Source organism: Tundrisphaera lichenicola, assembly GCF_051175385.1.
Taxonomy (GTDB): domain Bacteria; phylum Planctomycetota; class Planctomycetia; order Isosphaerales; family Isosphaeraceae; genus Tundrisphaera; species Tundrisphaera lichenicola.
In genome coordinates this window covers 5,685,907-5,707,427 of the sequence record NZ_CP195106.1, presented here as the reverse complement: position 1 = coordinate 5,707,427, position 21,521 = coordinate 5,685,907, and the positions used below count along the sequence as shown (strand labels likewise).

Annotated in this window: 20 protein-coding genes; 8 read left to right on the top strand and 12 right to left on the bottom strand. The window is 64.7% G+C overall.

The window, feature by feature from the left end; all coding sequences use genetic code 11:
* Positions 1–78 precede the first annotated feature (78 nt).
* On the bottom strand, positions 79–1,539 hold the full coding sequence (locus P12x_RS22395; RefSeq protein ID WP_435007090.1) for an MFS transporter: 1,461 nt from the start codon (positions 1,537–1,539) through the stop codon (positions 79–81).
* Between the two features lie 156 nt (positions 1,540–1,695).
* Here P12x_RS22395 and P12x_RS22390 point away from each other — a divergent pair, with 156 nt between their 5' ends.
* On the top strand, positions 1,696–2,646 hold the full coding sequence (locus P12x_RS22390; protein ID WP_435007089.1) for a lysophospholipid acyltransferase family protein: 951 nt from the start codon (positions 1,696–1,698) through the stop codon (positions 2,644–2,646).
* On the opposite strand, the gene P12x_RS22385 is transcribed toward P12x_RS22390, so the two are convergent.
* The 3 genes from P12x_RS22385 to fae all read right to left on the bottom strand — a co-directional run bounded on the left by P12x_RS22385 (position 2,633) and on the right by fae (position 5,179).
* The gene (locus P12x_RS22385; RefSeq protein ID WP_435007088.1) at positions 2,633–3,667 is read right to left on the bottom strand and encodes a ComEC/Rec2 family competence protein; all 1,035 of its coding nucleotides are present in this window, start codon (positions 3,665–3,667) and stop codon (positions 2,633–2,635) included. The genes P12x_RS22390 and P12x_RS22385 overlap by 14 nt on opposite strands.
* A gap of 46 nt (positions 3,668–3,713) precedes the next feature.
* Complete coding sequence (locus P12x_RS22380) at positions 3,714–4,589, bottom strand: NADP-dependent methylenetetrahydromethanopterin/methylenetetrahydrofolate dehydrogenase (protein WP_435007087.1); 876 nt, start codon at positions 4,587–4,589, stop codon at positions 3,714–3,716.
* Positions 4,590–4,669: 80 nt separating this feature from the next.
* The gene (fae, locus tag P12x_RS22375) at positions 4,670–5,179 is read right to left on the bottom strand and encodes a formaldehyde-activating enzyme (RefSeq protein ID WP_435007086.1); all 510 of its coding nucleotides are present in this window, start codon (positions 5,177–5,179) and stop codon (positions 4,670–4,672) included.
* Positions 5,180–5,474: 295 nt separating this feature from the next.
* Between fae and P12x_RS22370 the strand changes: the two genes are divergently transcribed.
* Both P12x_RS22370 and P12x_RS22365 read left to right on the top strand, forming a co-directional pair.
* Positions 5,475–5,795 (top strand): DUF6370 family protein, encoded by a 321-nt coding sequence (locus P12x_RS22370; RefSeq protein ID WP_435007084.1) that lies wholly within the window; start codon positions 5,475–5,477, stop codon positions 5,793–5,795.
* Positions 5,796–5,886: 91 nt separating this feature from the next.
* Positions 5,887–6,987: an ATP-grasp domain-containing protein gene (locus P12x_RS22365; RefSeq protein WP_435011710.1), complete on the top strand. Its 1,101-nt coding sequence runs from the start codon at positions 5,887–5,889 to the stop codon at positions 6,985–6,987.
* Here the strand turns inward: P12x_RS22365 and P12x_RS22360 are convergent.
* From P12x_RS22360 to P12x_RS22350, 3 genes are all read right to left on the bottom strand, one after another.
* A complete protein-coding gene (locus tag P12x_RS22360) occupies positions 6,971–7,147 on the bottom strand; it encodes a hypothetical protein (protein WP_435007083.1) in 177 nt (58 codons plus the stop codon). The genes P12x_RS22365 and P12x_RS22360 overlap by 17 nt on opposite strands.
* Entirely contained in the window at positions 7,144–7,683 is a 540-nt protein-coding gene (locus P12x_RS22355; protein WP_435007081.1) for a DUF6677 family protein, read from the bottom strand. The genes P12x_RS22360 and P12x_RS22355 overlap by 4 nt, the downstream gene beginning before the upstream one ends.
* Before the next feature lie 161 nt (positions 7,684–7,844).
* Complete coding sequence (locus P12x_RS22350; protein WP_435007079.1) at positions 7,845–8,645, bottom strand: type II secretory pathway protein ExeA; 801 nt, start codon at positions 8,643–8,645, stop codon at positions 7,845–7,847.
* A gap of 98 nt (positions 8,646–8,743) precedes the next feature.
* Here P12x_RS22350 and P12x_RS22345 point away from each other — a divergent pair, with 98 nt between their 5' ends.
* Together P12x_RS22345 and P12x_RS22340 are read left to right on the top strand one after the other, a co-directional pair.
* Positions 8,744–9,475 carry an RsmE family RNA methyltransferase gene (locus P12x_RS22345; protein ID WP_435007077.1) on the top strand — a complete coding sequence of 244 codons (732 nt, stop codon included), beginning with the start codon at positions 8,744–8,746 and terminating at the stop codon, positions 9,473–9,475.
* Positions 9,472–9,888, top strand: coding sequence for a TSUP family transporter (locus tag P12x_RS22340; protein WP_435007076.1), 417 nt, complete (start codon positions 9,472–9,474; stop codon positions 9,886–9,888). The genes P12x_RS22345 and P12x_RS22340 overlap by 4 nt, the downstream gene beginning before the upstream one ends.
* Before the next feature lie 28 nt (positions 9,889–9,916).
* On the opposite strand, the gene P12x_RS22335 is transcribed toward P12x_RS22340, so the two are convergent.
* The 5 genes from P12x_RS22335 to P12x_RS22315 all read right to left on the bottom strand — a co-directional run bounded on the left by P12x_RS22335 (position 9,917) and on the right by P12x_RS22315 (position 16,487).
* A complete protein-coding gene (locus P12x_RS22335; protein ID WP_435007074.1) occupies positions 9,917–10,327 on the bottom strand; it encodes a VOC family protein in 411 nt (136 codons plus the stop codon).
* A 165-nt stretch (positions 10,328–10,492) separates the two neighbouring features.
* On the bottom strand, positions 10,493–10,759 hold the full coding sequence (locus P12x_RS22330; protein ID WP_435007072.1) for a hypothetical protein: 267 nt from the start codon (positions 10,757–10,759) through the stop codon (positions 10,493–10,495).
* A gap of 169 nt (positions 10,760–10,928) precedes the next feature.
* Positions 10,929–13,007 carry an ArnT family glycosyltransferase gene (locus P12x_RS22325; protein ID WP_435007070.1) on the bottom strand — a complete coding sequence of 693 codons (2,079 nt, stop codon included), beginning with the start codon at positions 13,005–13,007 and terminating at the stop codon, positions 10,929–10,931.
* Between the two features lie 28 nt (positions 13,008–13,035).
* Positions 13,036–14,571 carry a xylulokinase gene (gene xylB / locus P12x_RS22320; protein WP_435007068.1) on the bottom strand — a complete coding sequence of 512 codons (1,536 nt, stop codon included), beginning with the start codon at positions 14,569–14,571 and terminating at the stop codon, positions 13,036–13,038.
* On the bottom strand, positions 14,568–16,487 hold the full coding sequence (locus P12x_RS22315; RefSeq protein ID WP_435007066.1) for a M1 family metallopeptidase: 1,920 nt from the start codon (positions 16,485–16,487) through the stop codon (positions 14,568–14,570). The genes xylB and P12x_RS22315 overlap by 4 nt, the downstream gene beginning before the upstream one ends.
* 524 nt (positions 16,488–17,011) lie before the next feature.
* Between P12x_RS22315 and P12x_RS22310 the strand changes: the two genes are divergently transcribed.
* From P12x_RS22310 to P12x_RS22300, 3 genes are all read left to right on the top strand, one after another.
* Entirely contained in the window at positions 17,012–18,307 is a 1,296-nt protein-coding gene (locus P12x_RS22310; protein WP_435007065.1) for a DUF1501 domain-containing protein, read from the top strand.
* Positions 18,308–18,387: 80 nt separating this feature from the next.
* Positions 18,388–19,002: a Uma2 family endonuclease gene (locus P12x_RS22305; protein ID WP_435007063.1), complete on the top strand. Its 615-nt coding sequence runs from the start codon at positions 18,388–18,390 to the stop codon at positions 19,000–19,002.
* Positions 19,003–19,030: 28 nt separating this feature from the next.
* The gene (locus tag P12x_RS22300; protein ID WP_435007061.1) at positions 19,031–21,484 is read left to right on the top strand and encodes a PPC domain-containing protein; all 2,454 of its coding nucleotides are present in this window, start codon (positions 19,031–19,033) and stop codon (positions 21,482–21,484) included.
* The last annotated feature ends 37 nt before the right edge of the window (positions 21,485–21,521 follow it).

Below are 21,521 nucleotides of genomic sequence, written 5' to 3'. Positions count from 1 at the left end.
TTCCAAGGCAACTCGCATGCCGCCGACTCCATCTCTGGAACCGACATTTCCAGGATACCATGAAGGGGGCCAGAACGCTCAGGCCTTCGGCGAATCGGCCACCTTCGAGAGGGGATCGGCCACCGATTCCAAAGAAGCTCCCTCGGCCTTCACGCCGAAGAGGATGGTCGCGATGACCGCGATCGCTAGCAAGGCGGAAGCCAGGAGATAGCCGTAAAACAGGTTGAAACGATCATTGGTTCCGATCAGGTAGCCGAACAGGGCCGGGGCCGCGGACCCGCCGATGGTCGTCCCCACGGCAAAGAACAAGGCGATGGCCAGCCCCCTCATTTCCAGGGGGAAGACCTCGCTGACGGTTAAATAAGCGGAACTCGAGGCCGCCGAGGCGAAGAAGAAGATCACGGACCAGAGCAAGGTCTGGGTGGTGGCGGTCAGGAGATCCTGAGTGAACAGCCAGCCCGTGGCGGCCAGGAGGATGGCCGAGATCGTATAAGTCCCGGCAATCATCGGCTTCCGCCCGACCGTGTCGAAAAAGTGACCGAGAAGGACCGGTCCCAGGAAGTTGCCGAGGGCGAAGGGAAGCAGATAGAGGCCGGTTTCGGCGGAAGGAACGTCGTAGAAACGGACCAGCACCAGGGCATAGGTGAAGAAAACAGCGTTGTAGAGGAACGCTTGCGAGATCATCAGGCTCAGACCCAGCAGGGTCCTTCCGGGATACGTATGGACCATGGTTCGGGCGATCAGCCCGAATCCCACGTCGTGGCGAGCATGCAGGGTGATCGACTCGTGGACCGGTTCGAGTTTCACCCCATCCTCGGTGAAATGGCGTTCGATCTCCTCGACGACGCGGTTAGCCTCATCGCCCCGGCCGTGAGTCGCGAGCCATCGGGGACTCTCGGGGACGTGGTTCCGGTAGAAGATGATGATCAGGCCCAGCAAGGCCCCGATACCGAAACCGAGCCGCCAGCCCAGGTTGACCGGGAAGATGTCGGTATCGAGCAGGAGGAGCGAAGCCAGCGAGCCCGCCGCCGCGCCGATCCAGTAACTTCCGTTGATCCGGAGGTCGACCCGCCCCCGGACTCGCGCCGGGATCAGTTCATCGATCGCGGAGTTTATCGCCGAATACTCGCCGCCGATACCCGCGCCGGTCAGGAACCGGAAGACGGCGAAGCTCCAGAAGTCCCACGAAAAGGCGGTACAAAACGCGGCGCCCAGGTAAAGCCCCAGAGTGACCGTGAACAGTGGTTTGCGGCCGAGCCTATCCGTGAGGTAGCCGAAAACCAGGGAGCCCAGGACCGCGCCGATCAGGTAGGACGTGCCCAGAAGCCCGATCTGCCCCTCCGAGAGGTGGAGGGTCTCCTTCTGGCCGAGGACTCCGCCGATGGCCCCGACCAGCGTGACCTCCAGGCCGTCGATGATCCAGGTGATACCCAGGGCGATCACGACCCGCCAGTGCCAGCGTCCCCAGGGGAGGCGGTCGATCCGGGCGGGGACGTCGGTCGTGATGGTTTCCGAGGAGGAGGGGAGGACCGTGCTCATGTCAGGCCTTCGTGCCGAGGCGGGGGGTTCGCTCTGTTCCCCCAACCTGTGCAGACTGCGTGCCGAAGTCTCCTCGACTTGATCTTTCGAGGCTCCGGGGATAGCATCCCGCCACGATCCGGCAACGAAGGGTCGAACGTCGTCGGAGCATTGGCCGTGAAGCGACGCCCCAATCGACTCGTGAATTATCTGGTCTACCTCCTGGTTCGGTTCATCGTCGGCGTGGCCCAGGCGTTGAGCGTCGAGCAGTCGTATGCCTTTGCCCGGTGGCTCTCGGCGATCCTCTACCGGCTCGACAAGAGGCACCGCAAGATCGGGATGGAGAATCTTCGCCTGGCCTTCGGCGACCAGTATTCCGAGGCCGAGCGCGATCGGATCGTTCGGGGGGTCTATCTCCATTTCTGCATGATGCTGATGGAGATCCTCCACATCCCTCGCAAGCTCCACCTGACCACCTGGCGAGAGAGGATCACGCTGGTCGGGCAAGAGAAGGTGATCGACCGTCTCCTCTCGGGCGGGCCGGTCATCATGCTGACCGGTCACTTCGGCAACTGGGAGATGGCGGGCTATCTGTTCGGCGTCTTCGGGTTCCCGCCCAACTCGGTCGCGCGAACGCTCGACAACCCCTACCTGGATCGATTCCTCCGGTCGTTCCGCGAGCGGACCGGGCAGAAGATGATCGCCAAGAAGGGGGGATACGACGAGATGCTCGAAGTCCTCCGGACCGGCGGCATCCTGTCGTTCCTGGCCGATCAGGACGCGGGCGAGCGCGGGATGTTCGTCGAGTTCTTCGGACGCCCGGCCTCGACCCACAAGGCCATCGCCCTGATGGCCATCGAGCATCAGGCCCCGGTGATGGTCGGCTATGCCCGGAGGATCGGCCCTGGCTTCCGGTACGAGGTCGGATGCACGGAGCTGATCGAGCCCTCCGAGTTCGCCGGCACCGCCGACGATGCCCGGCTACTGACCCAGCGCTACACCTCGGCGCTCGAGACCATCATCCGACGCGACCCCGAGCAATATCTCTGGCTCCACCGGCGGTGGAAACACCAACCGAAGGAGCGGAAGAAACGCCCGAGATCGGCCGAAGCTATCACTTCGACTTGAAGGAACGCCTGGCCCCGTCCTCGCCGATCTGCACGGTATAGCTCGACCCGTCGGGCTCGATCGAGACCCGGATGAACTGGCCGCCCGCCTTATCGGCGTTGGCGATCAGGGCGGGATCGGTATTCTCCTCGGGCGACGTCGCGGCGTTCTTGTGGAGCTGGTAAAACGCCTCGATCGAGGGGATCGAGCGGAGGAGCTTGACCGTCGCGGGCGAGCCCCCCTTGCGAGGGCCGTTGTTCATGATCGCGACGGTCGGGGCGATGGTCCGGACCAAGGTCGGGTGATTCGAGATGTCCATCCCGTGATGGGTCACCTGGTAGAGGTCGATCGGCCCGATCCGGTCGATCGGGCAGACCAAGGCCTTCTCGACGTTCCAGGTCAGGTCGCCGCAGTCGAGGAAATCGAACTTGCCGAGTCGGAACCGGATCGTCACGCTTTTGGCATTGTCCGAGCGATCGACGGGCTGGTCGGGAGGAGCCTCGGCGCAGTGCGGGTTCATCGGACCGGATGGCCCATCGATCACTTTTCCGCCCGAGGCGAGGACCAGGGCCTGGACACCCTTCAAGGGGAGAGTCGCTCCAGCCGAGAGCGCCTGCCGTTTCCCCTCGGAGGCCTTCCGGTAGTTGATCCCGAGCGCATCGCCCGCGAAGGGACCGTCGGGATAGTTGGCCCGATCGCCATCGGAAGCGTTCGGATCAGGAAGGCCCCGGTCCCAGAAATGGTCGATCCGGAGACGGCGAGAAAGTCCATCGACCCCGCCGAAGTGGTCGACATGCCAGTGGGTCGTCACCAGATGGTCGAGGTGATCGAGCTTCGCCACGTCCTTCAGGACATGCTCGATTCGCTGCGGATCGCGATCGTCGAGCCCCGGCCAGCCGGAGTCCATCAAGACCGACTCCCCTTCGGGCGTGACGATCAGGGTCGCCGCACCTCCCATCACGTCGATGAAGTAGATCTCCATCGGTCGAGGGGCTTGATCCGCCCCGAGGAGGACTGCCGCCAGGGTCAGGGTCGCGATCATGAGTCGGCTCCCGAGGAGAGATTCGGAGAGGTCGATCGAGTGGGATTCAGCTCAGCTCATGCCCGATGGCGAAGACCATCTCGGCGTCGAGGACCTTGTCGTTGGATTCGAACAGGGCACGGATCGCCGCCTTGTGGATCTTCATCTTGGTGCCGCCGACGCCGAGGGCCCCCCAACATCGGACACCCTCTCGTTCCTCGTCGCGGTCGGCCGGCTTCACCTTCTCGATCCCGGCGGGGGGGACGGCATTCAGGTCGATCGCGACTTTCAGGCTCGGCAAGTCCTTGCGGATCGATTCCGGGAGGAGTGAGACCCCCGCGGCACCGGCCGCGATGACAATAGACGCCCCACCGAGCCCCCCGATCAGCTCGGATGAGCCCGAGGTCGAGAATGCGGAGAGGGGACTATCAACCACCTTGCCGATGGTTTCGGCCGTGGCCCGGGCCCGTTCGAGGGATCGAGACCCGATGGCGACCTCGGCGCCGAGCCCCGCCAGGAGCCGCGCGACCCGCTGGCCGACCGGGCCGGTCCCGGCCAGGACCGCGGCCTTGACCCCCTCGACCGACCCGCCCGACCCTTCGATCGCGGCCAGGACCGCCGCGGCGGCCGTGGTGTTCGAGCCGTTGGCGTCGAACAGGACCGAGACCCGGAATGGGCCGAAGAAGATCTCCTGGACCGCCTTCATCACTTCCTCGGCGGCGGCCACGTCGGACCCGCCCACGAAGATGGCCGAACGCTTGAGGTCGGACCCGCCTCGTGTGAATAAGGCCCCATAGACGAGGTCGCGGACCGTCTCGGGCTTCACGCCCCCGTGGCGGAAGAGATGGTCAACCCCGGCATCGACCGCCACAACGCCATCGAAGACGCTAGGCTGCGGGTCGACGTCCAGTTGGATCAAGATCGAGGGGCGATCGCTAGACATCGGTCAATCCCGGAGAGGAACGGCCATCCCCGCAGGTCAGGACGCGCCCAACCTGAGGGGATCGATCGACGGAATCCGTCTTATTGCCCCGAGAATGGGTGCTTGGCGGTGTCCTTCTTCGCCACGACGTCGGCGGGGGTCGGCAGCTTCTTCATGGCGTTCTGGATGGCCAGCTTGGTGGCCTCGTGGTTGAACTTGAGGATCTTGGCGTTGTCCTCGGCGGCGGGGTGGATGAAGACCCCGCAGACGATCACGAGGTCGTCGGCGGCGGCGATCGGGATGGTCCCCTCGGCCAGGCAGTCCGCGACCGCCTTTGCGACGGCATACTGGGCGGGGCCGAACATCTGGACCGCCTGCTTCATCCCCTTGATGGTCACCTTGGTGATCATCACGGTGGCCGGCTTGGTCAGGAGGTTCGGCTCCAGCACGGCCAGGAGGTTGGAATGGCCGTTCGACTGATTGGCCAGGGCGTTCGCGAACGCAACGCCAACCGGGCCGTCCTTCGAGCCGATCAGCAGGTCGATGTGGGCGATCTCGTTACCTTCGCCCACCAGGGCCTCGCCGACATACATGGTGTGCTCGCTGGCCATCGGAATGCGTCTCCAGTGCGTGTGCGTGTACGGTGGTCGGAGGGGAGTTTCGTCCGGCAGCCCGGGGGCATGGGGGACCTCGGTACGGCTCGACGAGACCGAATGATAACAGCCAGGCGGTCGACCGCAACCCCCGGGTCCCCTCCCGAATGTTCAACAAGGTAAAAAATTTGATTGTGAGACGCCGAGACTCCTGCTTCAATATCGACTCCGAAGGTACGGGACCGTGCCGGAGTTCCGGCATTCGCCCCGAGTTATCCGTGCCTTCCCTTCTCCGTTTCCAGGGAGCATTGCAATGCGGAAGCTCTTCACGCTGCTGGCCGTCACCGTCTTCTGCTCGGGCGTTGCCCTCGCCATCGAGGTCAAGACCATCACCGGCGAAGGCAAGTGCGCCAAGTGCGCGCTCAAGGAATCCGACAAGTGCCAGAACGTCATCGAAGTGGAAGAGGGCGGCAAGACCGTCAAGTACTACCTGGCCAAGAACAAGGTTTCGAACGACTATCATAAGTCGAGCGGGATCTGCACCGGCGAAGTCAAGACCACGGTGACCGGCGACGTCGAAGAGAAGGATGGCAAGCAGGTCATCACCGCCACCAAGGTCGAGAAGGCCGAATAAAATATCGGCGAAAGCCGATTTGACGGACCCGACGGGCGAAGCATCGCCCGTCGATTTTTTCGTCTACCTCGGAGTTCCCCCGGTGGATCTCATGATCCTCGGGGCAAGTGCCCGATCGGCGGCCTATTCCGCCATTCGAATCGGACTTCAACCCACTTGCGCCGATCTCTTCGCCGACCTCGACCTCGGCTCCGCCTGCCCCGTCCATCAGATCGAGCCCGAGCAGTATCCGGACGGGATCTCTCGCTTCGCCGATACGGTCGAGCCGACTCCCTGGCTGTACACCGGTGCCGTCGAAAATCGTCCGGATCTGGTCGACCGGATCTCGGCCCGGCATCCACTCCTGGGCAACCCCGGCGCGATCCTTCGAACCGTGCGCGATCCGGTCGCCCTGAGCCTGGCGATCCGCCGTGCGGGGCTCGACTCACCCGAGATCCGGCTCGAACCGAACGGTCTCCCGACCGATGGATCGTGGCTGGTCAAGCCGATTGCCTCGGGCGGCGGTCGCGGGATTCGCCCCTGGTTGGGTGGTGCATTTTCCCGGGGACGGGTCTATTTTCAGGAGCGAATGCAGGGCGTACCCCTGGCCGCGCTGTACGTCGGCGAGGGTGGGCACTCGCGATTTCTGGGCCTCACCCGACAGTTCGTCGGGCGGCCAGGGAATCTGTTCGCGTATCGAGGAAGTCTCGGCCCCTGGACGGTCGGCCCGGAGGCTGAGAGTCGGATCGAGGACCTGGGTCGCGTGGTGGCCTCGACCTTCGGACTGGTCGGCCTATTCGGGATCGACCTGAATTGGGAAGGCAACCGGGCCTGGGCGATCGAGTTGAATCCTCGATATACCGCGTCCGTGGAAGTCCTGGAATGGGCGATGGGGACCTCACTGCTCGCCGAACATCTTCGGGCCTTCCGACAGCGCATCGGAGACGTGTGCCCGATTCGGCCTCGAGGATACGTCGGCAAGTTGATCGTCCACGCCGATCGGCCGATCCTCCGGACACCATCCATGGAGGCGTCGATTCCGGAACCGGACGAATTCCCGGAGCTCGCCGATATTCCCCGGCCTGCGTCAATGTTCCGCCCGGGCGATCCCGTTCTCACGGTTTTCGCTCGGGGTGATACGCCGGAACTCTGCCGGAGGGAGCTCGGGGCGATGGTCCGTGCCTGGCGCCGACGCCTCAGACCTGGGTGTTGATCAGCAAGAGTACGATCGTCGTCACCAGGAGTATGCCGAAGATCGCGCCGCAGAGTCGAAGCGATTGCCACCAGATCCGAGGCCATGATTCGTGGCGTGAGGCGGAGTAGACCAGGCTGATCGCGGCGACCAGCGGCAGGATGAATGCGTAATAGATCACGCCCGGGCCTCCACATCGATGACGATCGGCTTGACGCGGACGGCCTGGGGTTCGGTGGTCGGCTCGAGCTCATCGAGCTGGGCTGGGCCTTCGTAGGCGTCGTAGATGGCGAGGACGTTCAGGAGCCCGGCCACGGTCGTGTACAAGGTCCCGATCTCGACGAACTTGCCGAGCCGGTAAAGCCCGTTGATCTCGTTCTGGGTCGGCTCGGCCATGTATCCCCAGAGGATCGGGTCGAACCCGTACCATCTCAGGGTGGCCTGAATCAGGGCGGGAAGGGCGAGGATCCCCGCCCAGAACTGGCCCAGGTAGTTGAAGCAAAATTGTTCGGAATTGTGCAGAGGGTTGATCCACCGCCAGTAGATGATCCGCCAATCGCCCAGGGCCAGACCCACGAGGAAGAGGCTGACGATGCAGACTGCATAAAGGATACCTTTGCCGGTCCGGCCCTGATAGAAATGGCCCAGGCCCGGGACGAGCCAGGCCAGGAGGGCGGCAAGATATCGGTTCTTGAGGTGGACCGTCGGCTCGGGCATGGGGCGGTTCTCGTCGATCACAACTCGCGAGGCTCGGTCGGGCGTGTGACCCGACTGGATCGATTCGGGGCGGTCCGGGCAATATTAAGAACTTTGCCAACGGAATGCCGGTCGATCCTCGATTTTATCGAACCCTCGGCCCGCCCGCCAGCCCGCCGGATTCAGGCCATCCCGGTGAAGATCGCGTCGCCCAGGCATTCCGAGGCGGTGGAGTCCACCACCTCGGGCGAGATGATCTCCAGTCCCCGATCGGCCCCCGCGATCAGGGCGAAGCCTGCGAGTCGGTCGAGCCCTCGGGGAATACCGCCCGAATGGGCGTGCAGTCGCGTCATCGCCCTGGGGGTGAAGACGGGCTCGACCCGGCCGGCTTTCTCGAGTTTCGCGGCGAGATAACCGGCAGCCTCGGAGCGGGTCAAGGCCTCGAGACGGATCGCGAGATCCCAGGAGGTCGGGCCAGGTTCCAGGCCGTCCGGTCGGCCGATTCGAAGGATGGTGAGACGTGCGGAGGGATCGAGGTCCAGGTGATCGAGCCGTTCGAGGTCGAGTCGCTCGCCTGGCTGGTCCAGGGCCTGGCAGTCATCGACAACGATGACAAGGTGGAGGCCCTGCCAACGGCAGAGCCGGGCCGCCTCGCCAAGGGCTTTCCAGGCCTGGCCTCGCGGGGCATCGGTGGCGACTCGGCCTCCGAGCCGCTCGACCAGGCTCGCGATCCAGGCCTGGCCATCGGCCAGGCCGCTGACTCTCGCAAAGCGTCGCGCCGGGCTTCGAGTCGCCTCGATGGCTCGACCGAGGACAATCGACTTGCCGAGCCCCGGCCCGGCGATCAGGCGAGCAGATCGGCTTGCCGATTCGATCGTATGGATCAGGCGGGCCCTCGCCTCGGCGTGAGACGGGGCCGGCACGAACGTTGGTCGACGCTCGTCGAACGGATTGAAGGTCAAGCTCCAGTGTCGATGCCACATGGTCGGGGGAATCTCCGGGCCGGCCACTCCGTTCGCAATCCTCCCTTACGATCGGTAAGATCGTCCCAACTCTTTCGCGATTGCTCGGGAGGATGGCGTTGTCAGACCGATTCTATTGCCCGGTTTCCCCAGTCGATGATCGGGCGGTCCTGGAGGGGGACGAGGCCCGCCATTTGGCACGGGTCCGGCGTGTCGCCCCGGGTGCGATCGTCGAGATTTTCGATGGCCGGGGCTCGGTCTTCCGGGCGGAGGTCTCGTCACTGGGTCGCGATCGGGTCGAGTTGAGGATCCTGGGTCGTGAAGTCTCGGGACGACTCCCGGCCTGCCGACTCACCCTGGCCTCGGCGGTCCCCAAGGGTGATCGGTTCGACTGGTTGGTCGAGAAGGCCACCGAGCTGGGGGTGGCCCGGCTAATTCCCCTGGTCACCGACCGATCGGTGGTCGACCCCCGATCGGCCAAGCTCGATCGTCTCCGGCGGCTGGTCATCGAGGCGGCGAAGCAGTGCAACCGCGATCGCCTGATGGACCTGGAGACGCAGATGAACTGGAGCGATCTGCTCGGTTCGGTCCAGGACGAGATCAAGCTCGTGGCGCACCCGGGCGGGAGCCCCCTGGCGGGAGTCGAAGGGATTCGGGGATCCTCCATAACTTTGGCGATCGGACCGGAAGGTGGCCTGACTGACGCGGAAGTGTCCCGGGCCGTCGAGAAGGGGTGGAGGGTCGTCGACCTCGGCCCGACGCTCCTTCGGGTCGAGACCGCAGGCCTGGCGGGCTGCTCGACGATTTTGGCAATGGCCGAGGTGGATCGAACGAAACGGGAGGTCGGATGAGCTGGGGTGCGCTCGCGGCGATGATGGGGCTGGGACTCGGGGCCGGGGTCGTGGGGGGAATGTTCGGGATCGGGGGCGGTCTCATCATCGTGCCGGCCCTGATCTTGATCTTCGGGCTGGATCCCAAGACGGCGACCGGGACCTCGCTGATGGCCCAGTTGCTCCCGGTCGCGGGATTGGCCGTCCTGGAGTTCTGGCGGAGGGGTGAAGTCGACATTCCGAGGGGACTCGGCATCGCGGCCGGACTTGTGGTGGGGACGCTCGGCGGGGCTTTGTTGGCGGGCTTACTCTCGCCCGCCACGATGAAGAGATCCTATGGCGTGTTCCTGGTGGTCGTGGGCCTTTATTTCCTGATCGGAACCCGGACGACCACCACGCCGGTCCCCCCCGTCATCCCTGCCGTCGAGAAGTGAGCGGACCCCCTCGGATCGATCGATAGGATCAGGTCCACTGGCCGCCCGAGTTGTCCTGATAGATCGACCAGACGTAGCCGTTCGGGTCCTTCAGGGCGAATTCGCGCCATCCCCAGGCCTGATCGACAGGCTCTCCGGAAACGGAGAGCATCGCCCCTTCGTCGAGGCAGTGGGAATAGAAGGCGTCGACATCGTCCACCCTGATCTGGATGTGGATGCCCAGCCCGGCCTTGTTGCTGGCGAATTCCTCGGAATGTTCGTCCTGGGGATGGAGCATCATCGAGAAGCCGCCGATTCGGAGGATGGCCAGGGTGAGCGGGCCGCCTTCCTCCTCGGCGTGCAACTGGGCGATCTCGGCACCCATGATTTCGTTATAGAATTCGATCGACTTCTGCATGTCGTCGACATAGAGGAAGACGCTGGTGACTTGGGCCGACATCCAAACCTCCCTGTCGATTCGGTCCTGGATCTCACTCGCGGGAGGATACCCCGAACCGTCGGTTGACCGCAACGTGAGCCTACCGACGGTCGGCGGGGCGATCCGATGGAGAGGGATCGCCCAGCGGCCCGAAATCGTCCTCCGACATCTCTCGGGCCGTCGCGCTCAGGAAGCGGGCAGGTCGCAGATTCCATCCTCGGGGATGCTGGCGATCTGGAGGATGGTCTCGGGCCCTCGGGCCAGGCCGAGGCCCTCCAGGACGATCACCCCAAAGCGGGCGTCGGGGAGCCGGCGAGTCTCGGGGTCGCTATCGGCTCGCATGAGGCGACCCTGATAGGTGATCCCGTTGTAGGCGATCCGGACCGCCGGGCAGCGTGTGCCCTGGCTCCGGCGGATCTGCATCAAGTTCGCGTGGCACTGCTCGAACGTCATCGGTATGCCTCCTGATCACCGAACGTCGGGACGACGGGGATCGCCATCGAGGGCCATCCTGGCCCCTGCGATCGCCGACCCTCTGCCGCATCGACGATCGCGCCCGGACTATCGCGATTCCAGCCCGACCGGTCAACCTCGACCCGGCCCGACTTGGGTTTCTCGTCACTTATTCTACGAGACTAGCTCGTTGCCAGTGACGGCCCAAAATTTTGCAATCTTGTTCCGAAAGCTCGTAGACGTAGATCGAGTGGCCGACCCTCGCGACAGGAGTTAATTCTCGGAAATATCCGAAGGCGTCCGTCCCGACGTTCCATGCGGCGGTCCAGGCAAGCTGGGGGGCATCGAGACTGATGCTGTCGTAGAATCGCCAGGGGAGACCCTGGACAATCGAAGCGCTGACCGCATAGAGGCCGGGCCTGAGTTCGCGGGCCGGGCCGATCAGCTTCGACAGGTCACGCCCCGGTAATGGCTGAGCGGTACCGGGGAGGGCCGGGGGGAGGAACCAGCGGAATCCGCCCCCCCGGAGGGACATCAGGCTCGGGTTGATCTGCCCGAAGTAGGCCAGGCCCACGTCGCGACCGGGCCGGTTCGCCTTGAGCCATCGGTCGAGCTTGACCAGGTCCTGCCCCCAATCCAGGTTGCTGTCGATCAGGTGCTCCCCCCCTCGGTCCGGACCCCCCGATGCCCAGTTGAAGTAGGCGAGGTAATCGGGGTGGATCAGGGCGACCGAGATCGCATTGCCCGCGAGCGATCCCGCCAGGACCGCCGAGGCCACCCAACGGGGAAATCGCCGAAGTCCCGCAACCCAAGGGACTACCTTCCCCGTCGCGATGAAGACATAGGGGAAGACCGGAAGGATGTATCGGAGACCGAGGCAGATGTCGGTCAGGAAGCTCATTGCACCCAGGACGCCCACCGGGAGGGCCAGGACGGAAATCTCATCGACCCAGGGGGCCCTCGATCGCTTCGAGGCGACCAGGATCGCGGCCGAGAGGATCACCAGGACCCAGGTTCCCTCCGGAACCTTGTAGACGAGCGTGGCCAGATAGTAGTACCACCAACCACCCCTCCGCAGTTCGCCGTCGAGATAGACGGAGTAGCCCGTCTGCTTCGCGTCGTCGTGAGGAAGGCCCGGGTTGAAGAAATACTCGGGGACACCCTCGGTCTCGACCTTCTGCTCGTCGAACCCCAGGAGATAGTGCTTGGGGAGAGGGACCGGCAAGTCCGCCAGGATCGTTCCTCGAAATCGGTTTACCCGGTATTTCCAGGCCGAGTCGAGGAGCGGGTTGAAGCTGGAAGGCCGCGCCATCCCCGGCGGGACCGGACGAGTCAGCGACCCGCTGGCGAACTCGTACTTTCCGAGCGGAGTGCCGACCCCTTCGAAAGCATAACCGGCATCGATGACCGCCACGCTGATCGCCACCATCGCCGCGAACTGGGCGAGTCCCATGGCAAGCCTCCGGGGCCATTCCTCCCCCCGCCGATCCAGGAGGAACCGGAGCAGGGCCAGGGCGGGCCAGAACCCGTACAGCAAGATCAAGCTGAACTTGGTGAGCTGCGCCAGCCCCAGGACCAGCCCGGCGATGACCGCTCGGGTCCAGGTTGGATTCTTTTGATAGCGCCAGAAGAGATATGTAGCCCCCGCGCCGATCGAGGCGGCCGCGACATCGGTGGTGACCAGCCGCCCGTGGGCCAGGACGTTCGGGCAGAACGACCAGAGCGCCAGACTGAGCAGACCCCCGCCCGGCCCGTAGAGGCGGCTCGACCAGGCGAAGACGACCAGCCCGCCGACGATCGAAAAGATCGGCATGGTGAGCCGGGCCAGGCTGAACAGTTCCAGGTAATTCTTGAAGTTTAAGAAGGCGAAGAGCTCTCCGAAGGTCGTCTGCGACTCCTGCGCCCAGCACGACATCTCATAGAGCGGGGCGGTCGTAGGATTCGCCAGGACGACCGGGAGCGCCGCGATCAGCTTCACCACCGGCGGGTTGTGGTGGTAGAGCTTGAAGGTCCCCGTCTGCCAGTAGGTCACGCCGGCCGGCATGTGCGCGACCTCGTCGACCGTGGCGTTCTCCTGCAAGAGGCTGTCGACCGCCAGGGCCCCGTGAGTCGCCAGGATCAGGACGACGGCCAGCGCCACCCGGGATCGGCTCCAGAAGCCGCTCCGGGTTGGTGTGGGCTCGGCCGTCGCGGTCGGCGGCTTCTCGGGCGGGCGAGGCGGGGGGCTGGAAGCTCGTCGACGGGCCACGTGACGCTCCGATTTCGGATCAAAGGGATCAGCCCCGGACGAGCTGACCGATGGCCGCGAACGACTCGCGTAGATCCTGGTAAAGCTGCCGATAGATCGCGTAAGCCCGATTGTGGAAGTCCCGGACGCTCGGTTCGGACTGGGTACGCTCGACCAGTCGGATCGTGGCGTCGCACGCCTCGGGGACGCTCGAGAATGCCCCGGCCCCGACCATCGCCAGGAGTGCGACACCGAAGGCTGGGCCTTCGGCGGCGTTGACCGTGTGGACGTCGACGCCGTAGATGTCGGCCTGGATCTGTCGCCAGAACGAGCTTCGCGCCCCACCCCCGGAGACCCGGACCTGTTCGATCGTCACCCCCATCTCGCGGATCAACTCCAGGCTGTCGCGCATCGCGTAGGAGGAACCCTCCATGATGCTCCGGATCAGGTGGGCTCGGCCGTGCCGGACCGAAAGGCCGATCCAGGCACCTCGGGCGTCCGAGTCATAATAGGGGGCTCGCTCGCCGGTCAGGTAGGGGAGGAAGAACAGTCCCTCGGCTCCGGGGCCCGCCAGCGCGGCCTCGTCGCTCAGGAGGAAGTAGGTATCGATCCCCTGGGCCTTCGCAATCTCGACCTCGGCCTTGCTGAGCTGGTTCCGGTACCACTGGAGGCTCCCGCCGGCCGAGAGGACCACGCCCATCACGCACCAGGCCCCGGGGACGGCGTGGCATCCGCGCTGAAGGCGACCCTGCGGGTCGAAGCCGGGCTCGGGAGCATGGGCGAAGACCACGCCCGAGGTCCCCATCGTGGCGGAGACCACCCCGGCCCGGACGATCCCGTTGCCCACCGCCCCGGCCGGCTGGTCGCCCGCGCCTCCGACGATCCTGGTCCCTTCCGCCAGGCCGGTGGCCTCGGCCCCGGTTCGGCTCACGACCGACGAGACCTCGGGGCTCTCGAAGCACTCGGGCATCAGGGCCGGGTCGAGCTCCAGGAGCCCGAGCAACTCCTGGCTCCATCGGCGGTTGGCCACGTCCAGGAGCAAGGTCCCGGCGGCGTCGCTGACCTCGGTGGCGTAGGTCCCCGAGAGCTTGAACCGGATGTAATCCTTGGGCAGGAGGACCTGGCGGACCCGGTCCCAGTTGGCCGGCTCGTGGTTCCGGACCCAGAGGAGCTTTGGTGCGGTGAAGCCGACCAAAGCCCGGTTCGCCACGAGCCGGACCAGGCCCTCGCGGCCCCCGGCCTTGGCCTCGATCTCGGCGGCCTCGGCCACGGTCCGCTGGTCGTTCCAGAGCAAGGCTGGACGGACGACCTCTCCTTTGGCGTCGAGGAATACCGAGCCGTGCATCTGCCCGCTCAGGCCGATGGCGGCGATATCGCTCGGCTTGAGGTTGCCCTTGGCCAGGACTTCTCGGACGGTCGAGGCGGTCGCTCGCCACCAGGATTCGGGGTCCTGTTCCGACCATCCCGGGTGCGGATGGTCGCACGGATACTCGGCCGAGGCCGAGGCGAGGATCGTCCCCGACTCGTCGATCGCGATGGTCTTCGTGCCCGAGGTCCCGATATCGATGCCTAGCGTGACGCTCACGGACGATTCTCCCCAGGGCGGACGCCCAGCAACTTGTCGACCGAATCCACCGCAATCGGGTGATAGAACGGACGGGCCTTGGCGTAGATCGCCGCGGCCCGGGTTTTCCCCTCGGGGGTCTGGATCAGCTCTCGATAGAGCGGCATCAGGAACTTCCGGCGCCCGATCGAGGTCAGGAACGCTTCGAGGCGGGCATCGGCGGGTTGATATCCGTTCTTCACGGCAATCTGGAGCCACTGCGCGGCAATCTCGGCGTTGCCTCGATCCGTCAAGCCGAAGGCGGCATCGAGTTCCGCCATCCTTTCCGCCGGGATCGACTCGGGCAAGCCTCGGAGGAAGTGGAGCCACTCCTGGGTCGACCAGTCCTTGGTGGCGAGCTTCGAGGCGGGAGTCGTTCCGACTTTCCATTCGGCCAGCGATCGGTCCACCGCTTCGAGCCGCCCGGCAGTCGGCTCGGTGAAGGGAGCCTTCAATCCCGGCGATTCGACCCAGGCTTTCAGGTCGATTTTCGAGGCAGCCTCTTGGTCGAGCGTGAAGAGCCGACCCTTCAGATCGTCGAGGAAATCACCGGTCGTGATCGACTGGAAGGCGTGGCGATTGAAGTAGTCGAGCAGGAACGCGTCGAACCGCTCGCGGCCGAAGGCGTGCTCCAGCTCGGTCAGGAAGAGCGCCCCCTTCTCGTAGGCCACCTGGGTCATCCCGTCGTCGGGATCCCGGCCGGCGAGGTCGAGGTGTAATATTTGGTCGGCCTCCGGGAGTCGGGTCAGTTCGTCCCGAAGTTCCTGGAGCCCGAGGACGGCCTCCACCTGGGCCCGCTCGACCCCGTAGACGGCCTCGATGATCCGGCGTTCGAGGTAGACGGTGAACCCTTCATTGAGCCAGAAGTCGCGCCAGGTGGCGTTCGTGACGAGGTTGCCCGACCAGGAATGGGCCAGCTCGTGCGCCACCAGCGAGACCAGGGAGCGGTCGCCCGCCAGGATTGTCGGGGTGGCGAAGGTGAGCTTGGGGTTCTCCATCCCGCCGAAGGGGAAGCTCGGCGGGAGGACCAGCAGGTCATATCGCCCCCACCGATAAGGGCCGAAGAACGCTTCGGTCGCGCGGATCATCTGCTCGGTGTCGGCGAACTCGAAGGCTGCTTTCTCGACGACCGACCGCTCGGCCCAGACGCCAGTCCTGGTCCCGAGGGGCCGAAAGGTCAGGTCGCCCACCGCCAGGGCGATCAGATAAGAGGGAATGGGCTGTCCCATCGTGAACTGAAAGACGGAAGGGTCTGAATTCTGATCTCGCGACAGTGTGTCGGCGGCCATGACGGCGGTCAGACCCTTCGGGACGCGAATCGTCGCCTTGTAGGTGATCCGGACTCCCGGCGAGTCCTGGAGCGGGATCCAGGTCCGGGCCTGGATCGCCTCCGATTGGGTGAACAGGAAGGGTTGCTTGCCGCCCGCCGTTCGTGCGGGGTCGAGCCATTGCAAGGCCCCGGCGTTGGGGGAGGTCTTGTAGCGGATCCGGATCCGGCCCGAATCCGTCTTGATCGGGATCGTCAACGACTCGCCCAGGATCGGGTCACCCTTGCCGATCAGCGGTTCCACCTTCGTCGTGCCTTCGCCGTCCGGCCGCTCGATGTCCAGGATCTCCAGACCCTTGGTGTCGACCACCAGAGGCGCATCGGCGGGCGATCCCGGCTGCCGCTCATAAGAGAGGAGTACGGACCCGGCGAGTTGTTTCCTTTCGAAGTCGATGGACAGATCGAGATCGATGTGCCGGACCCGGACCTGCTCGGGATGGCCGAAGGAATGGAGGTCGCGTCGATCATCCCCGATCCGATTACCCTGGTCGGCACTCACCGAGTCAAACCCCCCGGCCATCGTCAGGACGGTCAGGCACGCGCCAAGTCGAAGCCAGCCAACAGGACGCATGATCCTTCCCCTCCCGGAAATCAGATCCGATTACTCGGAGTCGACTTTATCCCAGCCCGCCCCCATTCGCCAGACGGGGGAGTCGCGAGCTCGACGCTCCGACGGACGGAGCTTTCCAGGGGGACGATGCCGTCTGTCCCGGATTTCTTCCGATTCCGTAGGGTGACGGAATGTTGCATCCAGTCACGATTGAGCGAATTCGAAAGGGGGCGCGAATTAATTTCCAACGCCTTGCTCACCTTGCCCGTAATCTGAGCTAAGGCTTTTTCGTTTGTTGAATAATTGGTATACCCTCGGCCCTTTCTCGTGCCGAGCGAACCGCCCTCGAAGTCGAGACCCACCGCTCCTCCCGCTAGTCGTCCGCCGGCCCGCGATTGCTCGACCCTTCCCCATCCTCCTTCCGGACGTAGACGGGACGGGTCACGCTTGGAACCCCGAGCTGAATTCGCCGGGTCGTCATTCGTCGATCGGGACGCAGGCCCGGAATCGTGGCGACACCCTCTTTTCGCGTTGGGAGATGATCGATGAACGGACGACTCTTCAGCCGCCGTGGATTCCTGACCGTGGGGGCCGCCGGCTTCGGCCTGAGCCTGGGCGACTTCTTCCGGCTCAAGGCTCGAGCCGACCTGAAGACCTACGCGGCGATCGCCGCCAAGGCCGACTCGATCATTCACATCTTCCTCCCGGGCGGTATCGCCCACCAGGAGACGTTCGACCCCAAGCCTTTTGCTCCGGTCGAATATCGGGGCGAGTTGACCCACATCCCCACCAAGATTGATGGGGAGTTCTTCAGCGAGACCTTGCCGCAGACGGCACAGATCGCCGACAAGATCTCCGTCCTCCGATCGTTCACCCACGGAGAGGCCGCCCACGAGCGTGGGACCCACAACATGTTCACGGGCTACCGCCCGAGCCCGGCGCTGCTTTACCCGAGCATGGGGAGCGTGGTCTCGCACGAGTTCGGCCCCAAGAATGATCTCCCGCCTTATGTCTGCGTGCCGTCGATGCCCAACACTTATGCAGGGACCGGCTATCTGAGCTCGTCGTTCTCCCCGTTCTCGCTGGGGAGCGACCCGGCCAACAACGGCTTCAAGGTCCAGGATCTGAACCTGCCGGGCGGGATCGATGATTCTCGGTTCGCGACCCGTCGGCATGTCCTGGAGGCGGTCAACGACCACTTCGCCCGGAAAGAGAAGGCCGATGGCCTGGCGGCGATGGATACGTTCTACGAGCGGGCCTACAGCCTGATCTCCTCGCCCAAGGCGCGCGAGGCATTCAACATCGACGCCGAGCCCGCCGCGATCCGCGACGAGTACGGCCGGAACACCGCCGGTCAGCGGATGTTGATGGCTCGCCGACTGGTGGCCGCGGGAGTCCGGTTCGTCGCGCTCCAGTATGGGGGCTGGGACCTCCACGCCAACATCGCCGGCGGTATGAAGAGCCAGATGCCCGCCTTCGACCAGGGCTACGCCGCCCTGATTCGCGACCTCGACCGGACTGGCCTCCTGGAGCGCACCATCGTGATGGTCTCCAGCGAGTTCGGCCGGACCCCGAAGATCAACAAGGACGCCGGTCGCGACCACTGGCCCAAGGTCTTCAGCGTCGTCCTGGCCGGCGGCGGGATCAAGAAAGGTTACATCCATGGGGCCTCGAACGCCACGGCCACTGAGCCCGAACGCGACCCGATCGGCCCCGAAGACCTGGCCACCACCCTCTATCACCAGCTCGGGATCGTCGCCGACAAGGAGCTGATGGCCCCCGGCGGTCGGCCCATCGAGATCGTTGATGGAGGTAAGGTCCGGACCGAGTTGCTCGCCTGAGCCTTCGGGACGTACGATCGGGGATGGGCTCGAATTGACTCGGGCCATTCTTCGATGACGATACGCGGGAGGACTTGGCGATGGGGATGATCATCTTAAGTCCCGAGGAGCAGCGGGCACTGATCCGAGATCGGCGAGAGCGGCGCATCGACCGTTTCGATGAAGTTTGGGACGGGACCTACATTGTGTCGCCAATCGCCGATAACGAGCATCAATTCGTCGCCGGTTGCTTTCACTTCACGCTCGTGGAGGCCTTGTCGCCAATCGCGGGGGTCAAGGTCTATCCACCCATTAACGTCACCGATCGACCGGTTAAGTGGAAGAAGAATTACCGATGCCCGGATGTCTCCGTCTTCCTCCCGGAAAATTCCGCAGAGGATCGGAAGAGCCACTGGTACGGTGGTCCCGACTTCGTGATCGAGATTGTCAGCCCCTACGATCGATCCCGAAAGAAGCTCGATTTCTATGCTTCGGTCGGCGTGAAGGAACTCCTCCTGGTGGACCGCAAGCCCTGGTCTCTCGAACTTTATCGACTGATCGAAGGCCAGTTGAAATTGGCCGGCAAGATCACTCCCGCAGATCCCCAGAACTTGACCAGTGAAATCCTTCCGATCTCCTTCCGCCTACTGCCGGGTGAACCCCGCCCGACGATCGAGATCATCCAGTCGGTCGACGCCCGTTCCTGGCTGATCTGACTCCCGACCTACTCCGGACACTCCCTCGATGAACACGACGAGACTCGCACGGACGATCTTCGGGACGCTCCTGACCCTTGCGTTCGCCTCGGCGACTCAGGGGGCCTCGCCCAGTTTGACGGGGGTCCGGCCGCTCGGTGGCCAGCGAGGGACCGAGGTCGTCGTCGACCTGACCGGTGCCCGGCTCGCCGATGCTCAGGAGGTGTTCTTCTATCAGCCGGGGATCTCGACGACCAAGCTCGAGGTCGTGGCCGACAACCATGTGAAGGTGACGTTCAAGATCGACGGGGATGCCTCGCTCGGTCTTCACGACATCCGGCTTCGGACCGCCACGGGTGTCAGCGAACTTCGGACCTTCAGCGTCGGGGCCTTGAAGGAGGTTGCCGAGGTCGAGCCGAATGACGAGTTCCTCAAGCCGCAGAAGATCGAATTCGGTTCGGTGGTCAACGGGGTCGCCCGATCCGAGGACGTGGATTATTTCGCCTTCGAGGCCAAGAAGGGGGATCGGATCACCGCCGAGGTCGAAGGGGCCCGGCTCGGGATCGCCCTGTTCGACCCCTATGTGGCGATCATGGATTCGAAGCGGTTCGAACTGGCCTCCAGCGACGATGCGGCCCTGATCTGGCAGGATGCCTTCGCCTCGGTCGTCGCCCCCGAAGACGGGACCTATCTGATCCAGGTCCGCGAGAGTGCCTATGCGGGGACAGATGCCTGCCTCTATCGGGTCCACATCGGCAACTATCCCCGGCCGACCGCGACGGTCCCGGCCGGCGGCAAGTTCGGCGAGACGATTGATGTCCGCCTGATCGGCGACGTCCTGGGCGAGAAGACGACGAAGGTCACTCTCCCTGTCGAGCAGAGCCGGGAATTCGGGATCGTGGCGACCGACGACCAGGGGACGGCCCCCTATCCCAACGCCTTCCGGCTCTCGCCGTTCGGCAACGTGATCGAGGCCGAGCCCAACAACGACCAGGCCACGGCCACCCGCTTCGAAGGCTCGATGGCCTTGAACGGGGTCATCGACAAGCCCGAGGACGTCGATCACTTCGTGTTCCCGGCCAAGAAGGGAGAGAACTACAACATCCGGGTCTACGCCCGGCGTCTCCGGTCGCCGCTCGACTCCGTGCTCTACATCGCCAAGAAGGGTGGTGGGGCCCTGGCCGGGGACGACGATGGCGGGGGGTCGCCCGATAGTTCGCTCAAATTCACCGCCCCCGAAGATGGCGAGTATGTCATATCGATCGTCGATCACTTGAAGAAGGGCGGGCCCGATTACTTCTACCGGATCGAGGTCGCCAACGAGGTCCCCCTGATCTCGATGAGCGTGGTGACGGAATCGCTCCAGCGCGGGGCCGGGGCGTCGAACCTCGCGGTCCCTCGCGGCAACCGTCAGGCGATCCTGGTCAACGCCCGTCGCCAGGCCATCGGCGGGGCCCTCAATATCGGCTTCGAAGGGCTCCCGGCCGGGGCCGAGCTGAAGGCCGACGAGATGGCCGCCAACCAACCCACGATGCCGGTCATCGTCGAGGCCAAACTGGACGCCCCGATCGCCGGATCGCTGGTCCGGGTTGACGGGAAGCTGGCCGACCCCAAGCAAGAGGTACCTTCCGAGTTTCGCCAGATCTCGGAGCTGGTCCTCGGGCAGAATCAGGTCCCTTACTGGACCAGGAGCGTCGACCGCCTGGCAGTGGCCGTGACCGAGGAGGCTCCCTATTCGATCGAGGTGGTCGAGCCCAAGGTCCCGCTCGTCCGCGGCGGATCGATGAACTTGAAGGTGGTGGCGAAGCGGAAGCCCGGCTTCACCGCCGCCATCGCAATTTCGCTCCCCTGGAATCCGCCGGGCGTCGGCTCTTCGGGAGGGGTGGCCATCCCCGAGAAGGCCGACGAGGCTACCATCCCGATGAACGCCGACGGTGGCGCGGAGATCCGGACCTGGAAGATCGTGGTCAACGGCACGGCGTCGACCGACAAGGGGCCGATCATGGTCTCCTCGCAACTGGCGAACCTGACCGTGGCCGCACCATTCCTGAGCCTGGCCTATTCCCCCGCCAGCGTCGAACAGGGGAAGGAGACCGACCTGGTGGTCGCCGTCAACAAGGCGGTCGACTTCCCGGGTGAAGCGACCGTCACCCTGATCGGTCTGCCCAACAAGGTGACGACCGACATCAAGACGATCACCAAGGACACCAAGGAAGTCGTCTTCCGGATCAAGACCGACGCGGTATCCCCCGCCGGGAATCATCAGAACCTGTTCTGCCAGGTCGCGGTCGTCCAGGAAGGCGAGCCGATCCTGCACAACCTCGGCTCGGGCTCGCTCCGGATCGACGTACCGCTCCCACCCAAACCAGCCCCCGCCGCCCCGGTCGCGGCGGCCGCCCCGGCCGCTGCACCCGTCGAGGCCGCCCCGGCCCCCGAGAAGCGACTGACGCGCCTGGAGAAGCTCCGGCTCGAAGCCCGCGAACGAGCCAAGGCCCAACCTTGAACGAACCGAGTAGACCGACCGACCAAAATCTACCGAC

Excerpts from the sequence above, each read along its gene's own strand:
- P12x_RS22395 (WP_435007090.1), bottom strand. The coding sequence starts at position 1,539 with ATGAGCACGGTCCTCCCCTCCTCCTCGGAAACCATCACGACCGACGTC.
- P12x_RS22385 (WP_435007088.1), bottom strand. The coding sequence starts at position 3,667 with ATGATCGCGACCCTGACCCTGGCGGCAGTCCTCCTCGGGGCGGATCAA.
- P12x_RS22380 (WP_435007087.1), bottom strand. The coding sequence starts at position 4,589 with ATGTCTAGCGATCGCCCCTCGATCTTGATCCAACTGGACGTCGACCCG.
- fae (WP_435007086.1), bottom strand. The coding sequence starts at position 5,179 with ATGGCCAGCGAGCACACCATGTATGTCGGCGAGGCCCTGGTGGGCGAA.
- P12x_RS22370 (WP_435007084.1), top strand. The coding sequence starts at position 5,475 with ATGCGGAAGCTCTTCACGCTGCTGGCCGTCACCGTCTTCTGCTCGGGC.
- P12x_RS22365 (WP_435011710.1), top strand. The coding sequence starts at position 5,887 with ATGATCCTCGGGGCAAGTGCCCGATCGGCGGCCTATTCCGCCATTCGA.
- P12x_RS22355 (WP_435007081.1), bottom strand. The coding sequence starts at position 7,683 with ATGCCCGAGCCGACGGTCCACCTCAAGAACCGATATCTTGCCGCCCTC.
- P12x_RS22350 (WP_435007079.1), bottom strand. The coding sequence starts at position 8,645 with ATGTGGCATCGACACTGGAGCTTGACCTTCAATCCGTTCGACGAGCGT.
- P12x_RS22340 (WP_435007076.1), top strand. The coding sequence starts at position 9,472 with ATGAGCTGGGGTGCGCTCGCGGCGATGATGGGGCTGGGACTCGGGGCC.
- P12x_RS22335 (WP_435007074.1), bottom strand. The coding sequence starts at position 10,327 with ATGTCGGCCCAAGTCACCAGCGTCTTCCTCTATGTCGACGACATGCAG.
- P12x_RS22330 (WP_435007072.1), bottom strand. The coding sequence starts at position 10,759 with ATGACGTTCGAGCAGTGCCACGCGAACTTGATGCAGATCCGCCGGAGC.
- P12x_RS22315 (WP_435007066.1), bottom strand. The coding sequence starts at position 16,487 with ATGCGTCCTGTTGGCTGGCTTCGACTTGGCGCGTGCCTGACCGTCCTG.
- P12x_RS22310 (WP_435007065.1), top strand. The coding sequence starts at position 17,012 with ATGAACGGACGACTCTTCAGCCGCCGTGGATTCCTGACCGTGGGGGCC.
- P12x_RS22305 (WP_435007063.1), top strand. The coding sequence starts at position 18,388 with ATGGGGATGATCATCTTAAGTCCCGAGGAGCAGCGGGCACTGATCCGA.
- P12x_RS22300 (WP_435007061.1), top strand. The coding sequence starts at position 19,031 with ATGAACACGACGAGACTCGCACGGACGATCTTCGGGACGCTCCTGACC.